This is a genomic window from Fictibacillus sp. 18YEL24 (assembly GCF_015903855.1).
Taxonomy (GTDB): domain Bacteria; phylum Bacillota; class Bacilli; order Bacillales; family Fictibacillaceae; genus Fictibacillus; species Fictibacillus phosphorivorans_C.
In genome coordinates, this window is the sequence record NZ_JACZDT010000003.1 from 491,333 (window position 1) to 506,097 (window position 14,765).

Sequence of the window (14,765 nt, forward strand, 5' to 3'; positions counted from 1 at the left end):
AGAGGATTTTTACATGAAAAAAGTAGCTGTTAGCTGGAGCGGCGGGAAAGACAGCTGCTTAGCTCTATATCGATTGCTCCAAGAAAAGCATGAAGTTGTATGCTTGATATCTATGGTTTCTGAAGAAGATGCACGAAATCATGCCCATGGTATTCCATTAGAAATATTACAATTACAAGCAGATGCGATCGATCTTCCTTTAATTATGGTGGATTCAGCTGGGGAGTATGAAGTTTCTTTGGTAAAGTCTTTAACTTCTATAAAGGAACAGTTTGGGATAGATGCGATCGCATTCGGCAGTTTGTATATGGAAGAAGACCGGAAATGGAATGAACAGGTTGCGGAAAAAGCAGGTCTGGATGCTCTTTTTCCCGTATGGATCTTAAAAGAACAAGCCTCTGAACTATTGGAAGAATTTATTTCATTAGGTTTTCAGTCGATTGTATGTCGAGCTTCAGCAGATATATTGGACTCGACTTGGACAGGTCGCGAGTTGAATGAAAGTTTTTGTAAGGATATTAAAGCAACAAAGAGCTGCCCAATGGGTGAACATGGAGAATATCATACATTTGTTGTAGACGGACCAATCTTCGGAAAAAGGCTTGAGATTGTTCACTCAGATGTTATCTTAAATTCAGGATTATGGTCGCTCGACATACATTCATGCAGGTTCATAGATAATGATACGGAGGCTGTTATGAAATGAACATTCACTTTAGAAAGATGTTAAAACCTGAAGAAAACGTAGTAGAAGCTTTAAATCGTTGGGAGAACGACACAAAGCTGGTTCCGTTAACACGACCGAATAAGGATAGAGTAGAGCTCGAAAGTAAACGAATCATCACGATGGAAGACTTGTATCAACGTTTAGAGTTTCACGAGATTTATTTGATCTTTGTAGATGATCAATTAGTAGGTGAGATGAACTATATGGTCGATCCTCCTCACCTTTTTAAGAGAACGGAAGGAACGGCATGGTTAGGTATTACGATAGGTGAATCGGTTGGAAGAGGTAAAGGAATTGGTTACCAAGCGTTGTCGTACTTAGAGAATGAAATGAAAAGAAATGGTTTGAAACGCATCGAGCTTGGTGTATTTGAATTCAACACCACCGCACAAAAGCTTTATCAAAAACTGGGATACTCAGAAATTGGTAGGGTCGAGGCATTCACGTATTATCAAGATCGAATGTGGGCGGACATTCGAATGGAGAAATTAATCAAATAATAATGAATCATAACTGTCCATTCGGGCAGTTTTTTTGATTTAAAGGGATTTTTTGGATTTTTATTGAATTGAGATAGCAAGAAGAATAGGTTGGTAATTCAAAGAACTGGATTAAATAAGAATAGTATGGAGCTGTTGTGATGAACATCAAACAAGAAAAACCACAAATAATGGTAGTAGGTACTTTTCACATGAGGTATACACCGGACCTTCAACGAATGGAGTTTGATGATCTGTTAGCTGATTCAAGACAACAAGAAATATTGAAAGTGGTGGAACAATTAAAGAAATTTAAGCCAACAAAGGTTGCATTAGAGGTAGTAAAGAGTGAAGAAAATAAATTGAATCAGGAGTTTATTCAATTCAAAGAGGGTGAACTAAAACTAGCAATTGACGAAGTACATCAGCTTGGGTTCCGTATCGCCTCAGATCTACAACATGAAAAAGTACATGCTGTGGACTGGATGGATACGGTAGGAAATAGAGGGTTGGGTCAGGTTTTTGAGTGGGCTGAAAAGAATCAACCTGAGTTTTTTCGTTACATAAATGATACCTATCGTTCTAATCAGCAGCTTTCAATAGGTAGCGAGAGCATCTATGAAATAATCAGATCGCAAAACCAAACTTCCTTTATTGAGAAGGAACACGAGATGTATATGGCAATAGCAAGAATTGGTTTCTCCGAAGAATATATTGGCATCGATTGGATGAGATGGTGGTATCAACGAAATCTAATCCTTTATTACAATTTAACTAAGATTACATCGATATCAGATCGTACCCTATTAATAATTGGTGCGGCTCATGTACATTTAGTTACGCAATTTTTAAATGAGAGTAGGTTGTATGAGGTTGTAAATCCTCTAGACTATCTTACATAGAATGGGGCAAGATTATCTGTAATTCTTGTTCTCTAGCCATAAAAGCGTAAAGTATACAGCAAGAGAAGCTCCTATCATTAACGCCACAGTGTTAGAGATAAAATTGAAGTCTAATTCTTGAACAATTTTAGACTTTTCACCATTATGATTTATGAATTCAATCGTCTGGCTTTGATAGTCTAATAGAAAATAAGAACATACAATTCCTATAACTATTCCAAGAACTAGTGAGAGTATTGTTTTATTCATACATGAATCGACCCCCATTCACATGATTGTTAACGAGTAACATATACATTATAGTACCATTATATTCCATTTAGGAGGAGCTTATGAACTCAGGTGCTGTGTTTGGTATCGTATTGACTCTAAGTCTTTTTGTGTTTAACTATTTTCCTTATACTTTGAGGGAAAAGTACAGAATACCTTATTGGGTTTCAGGTATCATCATTTGTTTTTTAGGACCGTTGGTTGCAATGTGGGTAGGCTCATATTTAGGAGAGGAGGCTCATCGCGAAGGAAGTGATGGGTTCGGAGCAGGACTTGCAGGAGCAATTATAGCTCTAGTCTATATTGGAAACGGTGCTCTCTATATTATAGGGAGTGTGGTTTCTGGAATAGAGCGATATGTTACGCGACAAAAGAAAGACAAGACGCATAGCTAGTGGAAACGAGATAAACGAGCTTCACTCAATAGCTGCTCGTTAAGTAAAAGGAAAGTATACAAATAAGGAGTCTGAAAAAATGAAAGTCCTCATTTCAACTATTCTATTTGGATTACTGTTCGGTCTAATTGTCGGAAGTTATTATAATCAAGAGGGCATTTGTATACTACTAGGTGCAATTCTCGGTGTGTTGATTGCAATATGCATACAACTATATAGTATTCAAAAGGTTTATTTATCAAAAAAGGTACATTGATCATGTAGGACAAATTTTAGGAGTACAAAAAAGCTATGAAAAGATTTTAAAAGGAGTCGTGAGGTTTCGGAGCGAGGTACAAACATTTACATGATGAACGAAGAATTCAATATGAAATGTTCATGCATTCCACACATTAGCACTTTGATTATGTTGTGAAGAATTCAAATAAAGAGTATGTGCTGGAAAAGAGTGATGGCCAATTATAAGTTGAAAACACTGCATATGCAGTGTTTTATTTAATGTTATCATTCAAAATATATTGATCTGATATATTGAATTCCTCGTCGATAAGAATATAAGGATGTGTTTTCAATAAGCTTGTCTGAAGATGTTCTGGCATCCTTTCACCTTCATATGCACAAATGAGCGGGAATGCGAGTTCATTTACGGCACCATCTACGATTTTCTCAAGATTCTCAATCAGATGGAGCGGATCTTCCATCGTGCCCCATTCCACATGTGCCCATGAGCGAAAAGAGTGGTTATTATCTACATAAGGCTGAACTGTTTTGAAGAAGTAATCAATAATTGCAGGCGGATGATAACTGCCGCTTGAATAGTAAAAATCGAAGTTATTTACATGATGAACAAGCTTCATGTGTTCTGGAGTTAAGCGAGTGGTGAGCTCTTTATGAACCATTCGATAAATTCGTTCGTTTTCAATAACTACAACGTACTCTCCTAAAGAGGTACCTTCTTGTATATAACTAACAATTTGTTCTATATAATTTTTCATTTCATTGTAAGAATAAAGAACATGAACACTTCTTTTTTGTTTAAATAACTCGTTCATACTCATTTTCAAATTATCACAACTCTCGGGTATGTATTTCTATTAGTTTACTAGTTTTACATGATAAAAGCTAAGGGAAGTATTGTAAAAGCTAAAGTTATTTAAATTAAGAAGTTGAGGTGACGGTTTTATCACTTTATTTTTGGGCTACTATAAGAGATGTAGCGATAAGACATTAACTAATTATAATGAATGCAGTATGTAGCTCAAAGACAAAATATGGATTTATAAGGGATTGATTCTATGAAAGCCGTTCAAGTGACAGGTTATGGAGATATAAATAAATTAGAAGTTGTTGATATCAACATACCGGAGCCAGGAGAAAATGAAGTTTTAATTCAGGTGAAGGCATGTGGCATCAATAATACGGAAATTTGGATGAGAGAAGGAGCATATGGTACAGGTTCTAAATCAGGTTGGCGACCAGAAGGGGTTCAATTTCCGAGAATACCAGGCTCAGATATTACAGGTACAGTTGTGAAAACAGGGAAACAAGTTGCATCTTCTATGATAGGAAAGGACGTTGTTTTGTTTCCTTTTACATCAAGTGGAGAAGAAGGATACGAACATATCTCTGATGATATGTCATTTATAGGGTCTGAGTATGACGGAGGGTATGCTGAATATGTAGTATGGCCAGCACATCTTTGCTTTGATATGCCTTTACAGAGTTTCACAGAAAGTGCCGTTTTCTCCGTAAGTGGTTTAACTGCGTGGCACATGGTCGAACAGATTCAGGTTCAACCGAATGAAACCGTCCTAGTAACGGGTGCCAACGGTGGTGTAGGCTCACTGAATGTACAGATTGCTGCAAATGTTTTTGGAGCTAAAGTAATTGCTGTGGTAGGCGACCTTACGTTAGAGGAAAAACTAAAAGAACTCGGAGCAACACATGTAGTCTCATATAAATCGAAGGACCTTGCGCATGAAATCCAACAAATCAACGGGGGTCCGATTGACTCTGTTTTAGATGTGGTTGGAGACGCGTTGTTTTCTATTTCTCTCCAAGTATTAAAAAACGGAGGCAAGTTCTGTACTTCAGGATCTGCCGGCGGACAAAAAACAGAGCTTGATTTTAGAACTTTATATTTAAAACACATAACACTATACGGTTCTGTTTTAGGAACAAAGGCAGAATTTGCTCGAATGTTAGATGCAATTTCTCAAGGTAAAATTAAACCCGTTATAGATCGAACGTTTCCTCTTCAAGAGGCAAGAGAAGCTCAAACATATTTTAAGAAAGCAGGAAAGTTAGGGAAAATTGTATTAATTCCTTAGTAAATATTTAGTTTAAAATAAAAGAAATGGCTACCAAATTAGGACTCTCTAGTTTTGGTCGCCATTTTTTCATTTAACTTGAGATTTTAACTTGATCTTTCAAATCATGATCTTTATTTTGAATCAAGGTACAGATTAAGTAATACATTCCCGGCACTGCAATTATCACACCGATAAAAAAGTATGTCATACGAGTACTTATGCCTAAGTAACTGTTAGAAGCGAATAAGATTCCGAGTGGCATGGTGATCCGAAGAAAAAGTAACCTCACTGCGCTTAATTGTGATAATCGATCTCGAGGAGCATTTCGTTGAAAAAGAGCAGAGCTTTGGGCATTGAACATCGGAAATAAGAGTCCTCCTAAGAATTCGCATCCCCAAGCGATATAAACAGAAGGAGCGAAGTACAATGCGATAAAAGACAACCCACCTCCAACAAGGCCAACATACATGGTTTTGTTGTTCTTAGGTAACTTTGTAAGAAGCAGCATGCCAAGCGCATATCCAATCGGAAACATTCCCGCAAAAATCGCATATTCCCAAGCTTCCCCGGTCAAATCTTCTCTAATAAAAGGCACGTTTATTACCAAAGTGGCTCCTACTGCAAATTGTACAGATGATGATAACAGAGTTAGTCTAAGTAGCTGTGGAAATTGAAGGAAAGTACGATACCCAATTTTTGTTTCTTCCCACCAGAACTTTTTTGACCATGTCGCTACTCTTTTTTTGCTTACATGAGGAATTTGAGAAAGCGATATGGAGCTCAGTAAAAACATAAGGCTAGATAACCCGTAAATGGTATACAGAGGACTGACTAAAAGAAGTAACGATGTAACACCTGGTGCGATAAAACTCATGAGGCGTATGGTTCCATCGAGTAAGCTGTTGGCAGAAACTAATTCTTTTTCTTCACAAAGATCTGGTAATAAAGCAAAAGAAAGACTAGCGTATATCGGTTGCAATAGACCCAATACACATTGCAGAATCACTAATCCAGCGATCGTACCTATTTCTGAACCGCTTATGTATCCGATCAAAGGCAGAATATAAGCAACAGAACGGAATCGTTGAATATTTAAAAGCATTTTTTCTTTAATAACGTGGTTTAGGAATGGAGCGCTGATACCTTGCAGAATTAAGGATGGAATAAAATAAAGAAGCCAAAGTGCTCCCATCCACTCTTTAGACCCTGTTATCTCATACAGAAGAAGGCCATTTATGATTCCACCGGCAGCGCCTCCAAATTCGGAAATGATCTCGCCGATCCAGAGGGATTTAAATGGTCTAGATAATGAGTTATTCTTCATTTGTGTCTTCTCCCAAATAGTGTTGAAGTTGGTTGGAGAACGAACGAATATAGTGTGTATTAGCGGAATATATACCCTTTTCAACCTTAACAAATTTAGCAGCTTTTAAAAGTGATAGCTGGTGGTGCAGGGTGGTTTTTGATACGTTAAACTGTGTGGTTAATTCTTGAAGAGAGAGTGGTCCTCTCATTAGTTGATACAATAATTTTAATCGAAGATCGTCACCTAGTGCCTTATGCCCCCGTACAAGCTCATTTGTAGGAGAACCTGGCTCTAGTAACGCTTCATCACTCAATGGATAAAAGATGAGCTTTGTATCTGATGTTTTTTGTTCAAGTATCCATGGTCTATAAGAGACATGTGGAATTAGTTTTATGTTCCAAACAGAAGGTTCTGGAACATATTTTGCTCCTCTTGTAATACGTTCAATTTCTTCTGATGTTTTTTGGTGATCAAGAAGACCATGCTGTTTCTTTTCAAATGAGAGAGCTTGCATCCATTTTTCCCAATCCGTATATTTACTTTGCCAGTTATACCATTCCGAAAGTGTTTCAGTTAGTAAGGAGTGCAGTTCATCACGGTTTATATGCCCAAGTGTTCGTACATATCCCTCCAAAAAGTCGTGTTCTTTAAATAGAGATGCGTATTGATCAAAGGCAGTAGATTGTTCATAACTTTTTGCGGCCTCATTTCTGTGCGACTCACATGAACGATTTTTGTAAGGTAAAAGCGTTTCATAAAAAACGTCAGATGGTAACTCAGAAACTTTTAATGAAAATTCTGTAATCGTAGAAGCTGAAATTTTGTTCTGCAGCATAATCATGCCATACCACAAGTTTGTTTGTTGTATTGCTTCTAAATTCTTTCTTAAGGACGCTGACATTAGAGACTCTCGCTGTGTCCACTGCTCATCCTGTTCAAACGTGTGACGCAATTTTTCGTATGTATAACCTGCAATTCCTAGAGCTAGTTCCCATACCATTGAACTCTCAATCGATAGGGATACAGTTTCATGAGAATGAGGAGAATGGATATTTTTCATGTCTACCTCCAAAAAGTAATGAATTCTATTTTTTATTCTAATTCAATAAAAATTAAAATTCAACATATTTAGAATTTATAATTCAAAATGAATTGAATTTTTTTAAAATCAATAATAACCTCTATTTTCCGTACCTATGTGCTAAAATTAGGAAAAAAGGGGTCAAAGGTTATGTTTGTTTATAAAATTGACGAGGAGCTATCTCTTCGTATGTTTAATGAAAAAGATGCTACAGAGTTCTTCCAACTAACGATTCAATCTAAAGAGTATCTAAAGGAATGGCTAGGCTGGTTAGACTATACGAATGAAGAAGAAGATTCCCTTGCTTTCATAAAAGCGACCTTAAAAGGGGTAATTGAAACAGGGGGTTATCCAAAGACAACAGCAATTATTTATAAAGGAAACATTGCTGGAATTATCGGGTTTAACGAAATAAATAGGTTACATAAGATCGGTGTTATGGGATATTGGCTCGGTCAACAGTTTCAAGGAAAAGGAATTATGATGAGAGCGTGTAAAGCATATATTGCATATGGCTTTAATGAACTCGATCTTAATCGAATTGAAATACGAGTAGCTGAAGAAAATAAAAAAAGCCGTGCGATTCCTGAGAAGCTAGGATTTCAGGAAGAAGGCAAGATTCGCCAAGCAGAATGGCTTTATGATCATTATGTTGATCATGTGATATATGGTCTATTAGCTGAAGAATGGAAACAAAATAACTAGGATGTTTAGGTAAGCTGACAGGAAAAGGTTTTACAGACCTTTTTGCTGTCGGCTTTTTTTGATATTACGTAATTGTTACTTGAAAGTGCCTATCGTACTTCAAAGTGCGTACTTTTATTTTTTGGTAAAGAGCGTATGATTTTAAATCATAAAGGAATCTTTTCTCATAGGAGGGCACGACCAACAATGAATCCATTCAAATATCATCGTTCTTACAATCGAATGTATAGTGAGGGTGAATTAACACTTGGACTACACATCCCTCTTGAAAATTATAGATTTGCTACTCCGACGATGGAACAGCAAGTTGAATTGTCGCAGTTAGCTGAAAAATTAGGTTTCACAAGTTTATGGTTTCGTGATGTTCTGTTGGAAGATCCGAATTTTGGGGATCCAGCGGTAGGTCAGATTTACGATATGATGATCTATATGACATATTTAGCAAGTCAGACGAAGGAAATTGCACTAGGAACAGCAGCTGCTGTACTACCATTAAGGCATCCGTTGCGTGTTGCTAAAGAAATCGCAACTCTGGATCAATTGTTCCCAGAACGTGTGTTGCTTGGCGTATCATCAGGTGATAGACGTGCAGATTTCTCTGCTTTAGGTGTCTCGCACGAAACACGAGGGCAAGCGTTTGTGGAGGCTTTTCAATATCTTAACCAGGTCCTTTATAACGAATACCCAGAAATCCATTCATCCCGGGGAGCCCTGCAGGGAGCTAATCTTGTACCTAAGCCAACAAAACGAATTCCGACATTTATTACAGGCTATGCACAACAGGAAATGGAGTGGTTTGCAGAGCATGGAGATGGGTGGATGTACTATCCTCGCAGCCCTAAGTATCAAGAAGTAACAATAAAAAGGTGGAGAGAGTTAGTTGAGCGCTATCATCCTAATACGTTCAAACCATTCACTCAGCCCATGCACCTTGATCTAGCAGAAGATCCTAACGAAGCTCCACAACCGATTCGTTTAGGATTTAGAATCGGCCGCAATCCATTGATCGAGCTGTTGCAAGTGTATAAAGAGTCTGGAGTAAACCACTTGTTCTTTGCACTCTTCGATAGTGAAAGACCAGCTAAAGAAGTTATACAAGAACTAGGTGAAGAAGTGATACCGCATTTTCCAGCTTTAAAACTTTAAAACTTTAAAAAGGTAACAAAAAAGCCAAGCTAGCTGCTAGACGCAGAAGCTTGGCTTTTCTTTAGTATAGAACGTCTTGAAGAAACTTTTCTAAAGAGTCAACATTTGAAATTCTTTTATTGCACTCATGACTGTCCGTACAAATGTAATTTCCGATCGCTTTATAATAGTCGGAAGAAGCGTTTGCTGGTTTAGATTTTGTTATCGCTGAGAATAATGCAACATCTGTAATTCCGTTACACAAAAAACAGATACCCTTGTTTGAAGGTGTATATCTACCTTGCACACCAACTAGCTTACCGTCTAAGTGATACACGATAAACATTTTATTCGTACCAATATCAACCCAGCCAAGATAGCTGATCTTTTGAAAATCAATCGTATTTAAATCAGGTACTTTCAGCTTCTTCACTTTCGGAAACAATTTTATGATCTGCTTATTAGTAGTGGTTGAAAATTCCTCAAGAAATGGTTCTAAGGATTGCAAGTATTTCTGAAACTCTTCTGATTTGCGTAAAGGTTCTAACCCCGCTATTAAATCTTTTTGTGATTCATCCAGCTCAGAAAAAGATTCAAGAATTTTTGATTGAGCGCTGTGTTGAACAGCTTCAATTACTTTTGGATCAGCACCGTTATTACATGCACGCTGTAGTTGTAAAACCTGTTTTTTTATGAGGTTGTACTGATGATTTCTAATGAATGGTTTACTCATTTTGTTCAGCTCCTTATTTTTTGTGAAAAAAGAAAACAAGGTGCAAAGCCATCATTAGAAACGAAGTCATACGCTCGGGCGACTGACGTTACCGATGTCTGCCCATACAAAGAATCGCCCCTAATTGTAGGCTTTGCATGAGCTGATTATGATTCCGGCAAAATGATTTGCCATTTTTACCGACCTCCATTCACCAATATTATAAGAAGAGTACGTCATTTGTGCAAACATAAAAAGGCTGACCCGATTCTAGATATCGGTCAGCCTTTTCTTCAATTCATGTTTCTTAAAAAGTACCATACCAAGTTAGTAAAAGTTTGCGCTTGAGAAGAAATTGGTGATTCTTCAAAACTTTTTTGAAATGGCTTCAATAATGGTTGAAGAACTATTTTACGAATACGCTCACGTTGAAGTTCACTCATGATCGCATCAAAAAGGTCTTGCTGTTCTTCGTTAAACGTATAATCCTGCTGCAGCTGATCAGCAAGTGAAAGAATGTCCTCTATTTTAACTTGTTTTTTATTTGCATTTGTACGAAGTAAATCAATAGCTGAAAGAGGAATGAGAACAGATTCGTTCATCATCATCTTCGGTACGATCAACTCAATATAAGAGAGAAGTGTATCAACGACATGCTCTAATGAGTAAGTTGTATTCGTTATTCGCATCGTAAATAACATATGATGCATCATTCCAAAGAATAGGATAGTGGCTTCAAACACATGCTCCCGCACTTCATCCCCTAAGATCTCGATAAAACGATTAGAAAGCCATTCCATCTCATATAACCGATGCTGCATAACGAGTTTTTTTAAGTCGGCTTCATTGGATGAAAGAATCGCTTCAAAAAGTGGCTGAAGGTTTCTTTCCTGATTCAAACGCATAATGATCACAATTTGTTCGATGAAAACGTCCCGATCACCTGTGTCCCTACCGATCTGAACGGCAATTCGCTGCTGACTGGCATCATACCGCAGAAATTCTAATATGTCTGCGATACAGTCACTCTTTGATGAGAAATAGTTATAGAACGTACCTTTTGAAATATTTGCTTTATCTATGATTTCCTGTATAGATGTATGCTGGATGCCTTTTTCTATAAAAAGCTTTAATGCGGTGTCAGCGACTTTTCTTTTTCTGTTATTCATGCGTTCCTCCTAAGTCCAACCCTTACGACTAGTATAAATTTCTTCAGTTGGAAACACAACGTTTTTAGACTTAAGGTACAAAAGTGTTGATATTTTTATACTCAGGGTATAAACTTAATAAAGTTAAGTAATTATTTTATAAAGAGGAGAAATGACATGGGGAATACAGATTCCACTTTACAACATAAAAAACCGCCCTATTTGATGCTTGCGATCTTGTTCGTTGGAGCGTTCGTAGCTTTTTTAAACAACTCATTGCTGAACGTAGCATTGCCTACCATCATGGTGGATTTAAATGTAAAAGACTATTCGACCGTTCAATGGCTGGTCACCGGCTTCATGCTTGTGAGCGGTGTTTTAATACCAGCTTCAGCGTTTTTAATCACTCGATTTTCTAATCGAATGTTATTTATTACAGCAATGGTCATCTTTACAATCGGTACTGCGCTATCAGCCTTTGCACCTAACTTTGGTGTGTTATTAACAGGACGTATGGTGCAAGCTGTCGGTTCATCTGTAATGGGACCAATCTTAATGAACGTCATGCTCGTTAGTTTTCCACGTGAAAAACGAGGCATTGCGATGGGGATTTTCGGGTTGGTCATGATTACAGCTCCTGCGATCGGACCAACATTGTCAGGGTATATCGTAGAATACTATGACTGGCGTCTCCTTTTTGAAATGATTCTGCCTCTAGCTATCCTCAGCTTACTATTTGCTGTATGGAAGCTTGAGAACGTGATGAAGCAGAACAAAAATGTATCGTTGGATTACCTTTCTCTTGTGTTGTCTAGCATCGGTTTTGGAGGAATCCTATACGGCTGTAGTACAGCAAGTTCAGACGGATGGACAGATACCGTCGTTCTATCAACATTGATTATCGGTGGAATTGCATTGGTTATCTTCATCATGCGACAATTAAAGTTAGATGAACCATTGTTGAACATTCGAGTGTATAAGTATCCAATGTTTGCACTTGCATCCGTTATTGCGATCGTTAATGCGGTTGCCATGTTCTCTGGCATGATTCTTACACCAGCTTACGTGCAAAGCGTTCGAGGAATTTCACCACTTGATTCTGGACTGATGATGCTGCCGGGAGCAATCATTATGGGAATCATGTCACCTATTACTGGTAAACTTTTTGATAAATTCGGACCGCGTGCTTTAGCGGTAGTCGGACTTTCTATCACAGCAGTCTCGACTTATATGCTCGCTCATCTGCAAGCTGATTCGTCTTATTCTTATATCATCATGATCTATTCTATGCGTATGTTTGGATTGTCGATGGTCATGATGCCGATTATGACGAATGGTCTTAATCAGCTTCCAACGAGCCTAAATCCGCACGGTACAGCCGTTAATAATACAGCACAGCAAGTATCCGGTTCGATCGGTACAGCGATACTAGTTACGATTATGAACACTGTTACAAAAACAGAAGCAGAAAGCTTAATGAGCGGAGTAGATCCAGCGACGATTACCGAAGCCTCAACCGCTGCTTTAACACAGCAGGCTCTTCTGTCAGGAATTCAATACTCATTCTTAGTTGCATTCGGAATTAATATCGTTGCTTTAGTGCTAGCCTTTTTCGTCAAACGCGTCGATACAAGTGCTGAAGCAGTAAATAAGATTGAAAAAGAAAACAAAACATCAACTAAATCAGTTACAGCTTAAAATATTTTTATGAAACCGACACTTTGGGTACGAATAATACCCAATCTAGTGTCGGTTTTTCTTTTTCTTTAAGAATTAGGTTCAGAATGTAGTCGCTGAATACAACAGCGCCATTGATCAGTATATGTTCAGGTGGAGGTGTCTTGATCTCAGGTGAAAAGTTCCACTTTATCGGTGAAAGTGAAGTGTTTACCGGTGCTCACAATTAATTCGTAGGTGATTACACTCCATTTATCGGTGAACGTGTAAATATAAAAAACACGTACCGTAAAACACTTAAGAATCACAAATCATGTGTAGTATCTATGAGTAGTTGGGTAAAGTAATAAGCAGATTGATTTACATCGTTTGAAAATAGGAGTAAGGTCTTAACTAATCTTTTGTAAGTAAAAGGAGTGGAATTGAAGATGAATAAAATGAACACCGATTTTTCAAATATATTTATTAACGGCGAATGGAGAAAGGGAAGCAGTGATAGCTTCATGAAAAACACAAATCCATTCACAGATGAAGAGCTTGTTACGATTCAAGCTGCGACGAAAGAAGACTTGGACGAAGCTTATGAAGCGGCAAGAATTGCTCAAGCTGAATGGGCAAATGAACTCCCACAAAACAAGCGAGCTGTTTTAGAAAAAGTAGCTGACGTAATGCAAGAGAATGAAGAGCTTATTATTGATTGGATTATCAAAGAATCAGGAAGCACATATATGAAAGCTATCTCAGAATTTCGAGCTTCTATCAATATCTTAAAAGAATCTACAACATACCCTTATCGAATGGAAGGAAAAATTCTTCCTTCTCAAACAGCTGGCAAGGAAAATAGAGTGTACCGTAATCCGTTAGGTGTAATTGGAATTATTAGTCCTTGGAATTTCCCGTTCCATCTGGCTATTCGATCCATCGCACCTGCCATCGCGACTGGAAATGCTGTTGTTATTAAACCAGCTACTGACACACCGGTAACTGGTGGATTAATCTTTGCGAGTATTTTTGAAGCGGCTGGACTTCCAAAAGGTCTGATTAATGTTATCGTAGGACGTGGCTCAGAAATTGGAGATGAGATCGTCACACATCCAACCCCGCGTCTGATCTCGTTTACAGGTTCTACGGAAGTCGGCAGACACATCGGTGAACTTGCTGGTAAGAACTTAAAGAAATCTGCTCTTGAATTAGGCGGTAATAACGTATTTATCGCGTTAAAAGAAGCAGACATTGATCAAGCCGTAGATTCAGCCTTGTTTGGAAAGTTCTATCACCAAGGGCAAATATGTATGGCAATCAATCGTATCTTTGTTCATCAAGATATTTATGAAGAATTTGCAGAAACCTTTGTTCAACGTGCAAAAAATCTAAAATTTGGTGACCCGTCCAAAAAAGATACGAACGTTGGTCCATTAATCAATAGAGACCAAGTTGATCGAATCTTAAAAGATATTGAAGCGAGTGTTTCACAGGGTGCGAAGATTCGTATTGGTGGAGATGCCGACGGAAATGTTTTAGAACCTACAGTGATAACAGATGTTAATAATGAAATGCCTTTAGCGAAGAATGAAATTTTTGGACCAGTAGCTATTCTTATTCCGTTTGAAAAGGATGAAGACGTTGTTCAGATGGCAAATGCTTATCCGTACGGACTGAGCGGAGCCGTTCACTCTAAAAACATTGAACATGCAACAGACATAGCTCATGACATTCATACAGGTATGATTCACATCAATGACCAATCTGTTAACGATGAACCTCACATGCCATTTGGTGGAGAAAAAGACTCAGGACTTGGTCGATTTAATGGTGAGTGGGTGTTAGAAGAATTCACTACTCTAAAATGGTTATCTGTGCAACGTACTCCAAGAAATTATGGACCTTTCATTAGCCAATTAAAGTAAATAAGTACAAAAAGCATCC

General features: G+C 37.8%; 14 protein-coding genes. 9 read left to right on the forward strand and 5 right to left on the reverse strand.

Features of this window, described 5'->3' with window-relative positions; all coding sequences use genetic code 11:
* Positions 1 to 13: 13 nt before the first annotated feature.
* The 4 genes from HU823_RS12870 to HU823_RS12885 all read left to right on the forward strand — a co-directional run bounded on the left by HU823_RS12870 (position 14) and on the right by HU823_RS12885 (position 2,773).
* Entirely contained in the window at positions 14 to 706 is a 693-nt protein-coding gene (locus tag HU823_RS12870; RefSeq protein ID WP_197222322.1) for a diphthine--ammonia ligase, read from the forward strand.
* Positions 703 to 1,227, forward strand: a complete 525-nt coding sequence (locus tag HU823_RS12875) for a GNAT family N-acetyltransferase (protein ID WP_066392333.1) — start codon at positions 703 to 705, stop codon at positions 1,225 to 1,227. The genes HU823_RS12870 and HU823_RS12875 overlap by 4 nt, the downstream gene beginning before the upstream one ends.
* 140 nt (positions 1,228 to 1,367) lie before the next feature.
* Entirely contained in the window at positions 1,368 to 2,108 is a 741-nt protein-coding gene (locus tag HU823_RS12880; protein WP_231607433.1) for a DUF5694 domain-containing protein, read from the forward strand.
* Positions 2,109 to 2,440: 332 nt separating this feature from the next.
* Positions 2,441 to 2,773, forward strand: a complete 333-nt coding sequence (locus HU823_RS12885) for a hypothetical protein (RefSeq protein WP_197222324.1) — start codon at positions 2,441 to 2,443, stop codon at positions 2,771 to 2,773.
* Positions 2,774 to 3,264: 491 nt separating this feature from the next.
* Here the strand turns inward: HU823_RS12885 and HU823_RS12890 are convergent, their stop codons facing one another.
* Positions 3,265 to 3,825: an MEDS domain-containing protein gene (locus tag HU823_RS12890; protein WP_231607434.1), complete on the reverse strand. Its 561-nt coding sequence runs from the start codon at positions 3,823 to 3,825 to the stop codon at positions 3,265 to 3,267.
* Between the two features lie 243 nt (positions 3,826 to 4,068).
* Here HU823_RS12890 and HU823_RS12895 point away from each other — a divergent pair, with 243 nt between their 5' ends.
* Positions 4,069 to 5,103: a zinc-binding dehydrogenase gene (locus HU823_RS12895; protein ID WP_197222326.1), complete on the forward strand. Its 1,035-nt coding sequence runs from the start codon at positions 4,069 to 4,071 to the stop codon at positions 5,101 to 5,103.
* Positions 5,104 to 5,176: 73 nt separating this feature from the next.
* On the opposite strand, the gene HU823_RS12900 is transcribed toward HU823_RS12895, so the two are convergent.
* Complete coding sequence (locus HU823_RS12900) at positions 5,177 to 6,409, reverse strand: MFS transporter (protein ID WP_197222327.1); 1,233 nt, start codon at positions 6,407 to 6,409, stop codon at positions 5,177 to 5,179.
* The gene (locus tag HU823_RS12905) at positions 6,399 to 7,451 is read right to left on the reverse strand and encodes an ArsR/SmtB family transcription factor (RefSeq protein ID WP_197222328.1); all 1,053 of its coding nucleotides are present in this window, start codon (positions 7,449 to 7,451) and stop codon (positions 6,399 to 6,401) included. Before HU823_RS12905 ends, HU823_RS12900 begins: the two co-directional genes overlap by 11 nt.
* A gap of 171 nt (positions 7,452 to 7,622) precedes the next feature.
* On the opposite strand from HU823_RS12905, the gene HU823_RS12910 reads away from it, so the two are divergent.
* Entirely contained in the window at positions 7,623 to 8,177 is a 555-nt protein-coding gene (locus tag HU823_RS12910; protein WP_137790133.1) for a GNAT family N-acetyltransferase, read from the forward strand.
* A gap of 186 nt (positions 8,178 to 8,363) precedes the next feature.
* Positions 8,364 to 9,323 (forward strand): LLM class oxidoreductase, encoded by a 960-nt coding sequence (locus tag HU823_RS12915; RefSeq protein ID WP_137790132.1) that lies wholly within the window; start codon positions 8,364 to 8,366, stop codon positions 9,321 to 9,323.
* 61 nt (positions 9,324 to 9,384) lie between these two features.
* Here the strand turns inward: HU823_RS12915 and HU823_RS12920 are convergent, their stop codons facing one another.
* Both HU823_RS12920 and HU823_RS12925 read right to left on the reverse strand, forming a co-directional pair.
* Complete coding sequence (locus tag HU823_RS12920; protein ID WP_144701708.1) at positions 9,385 to 10,035, reverse strand: FusB/FusC family EF-G-binding protein; 651 nt, start codon at positions 10,033 to 10,035, stop codon at positions 9,385 to 9,387.
* Positions 10,036 to 10,307: 272 nt separating this feature from the next.
* A complete protein-coding gene (locus tag HU823_RS12925) occupies positions 10,308 to 11,183 on the reverse strand; it encodes a TetR/AcrR family transcriptional regulator (protein ID WP_197222329.1) in 876 nt (291 codons plus the stop codon).
* Between the two features lie 156 nt (positions 11,184 to 11,339).
* Between HU823_RS12925 and HU823_RS12930 the strand changes: the two genes are divergently transcribed.
* Both HU823_RS12930 and HU823_RS12935 read left to right on the forward strand, forming a co-directional pair.
* Positions 11,340 to 12,860, forward strand: coding sequence for a DHA2 family efflux MFS transporter permease subunit (locus HU823_RS12930; protein ID WP_144701705.1), 1,521 nt, complete (start codon positions 11,340 to 11,342; stop codon positions 12,858 to 12,860).
* Between the two features lie 416 nt (positions 12,861 to 13,276).
* Positions 13,277 to 14,746 carry an aldehyde dehydrogenase family protein gene (locus HU823_RS12935; RefSeq protein ID WP_197222377.1) on the forward strand — a complete coding sequence of 490 codons (1,470 nt, stop codon included), beginning with the start codon at positions 13,277 to 13,279 and terminating at the stop codon, positions 14,744 to 14,746.
* Positions 14,747 to 14,765 lie beyond the last annotated feature (19 nt).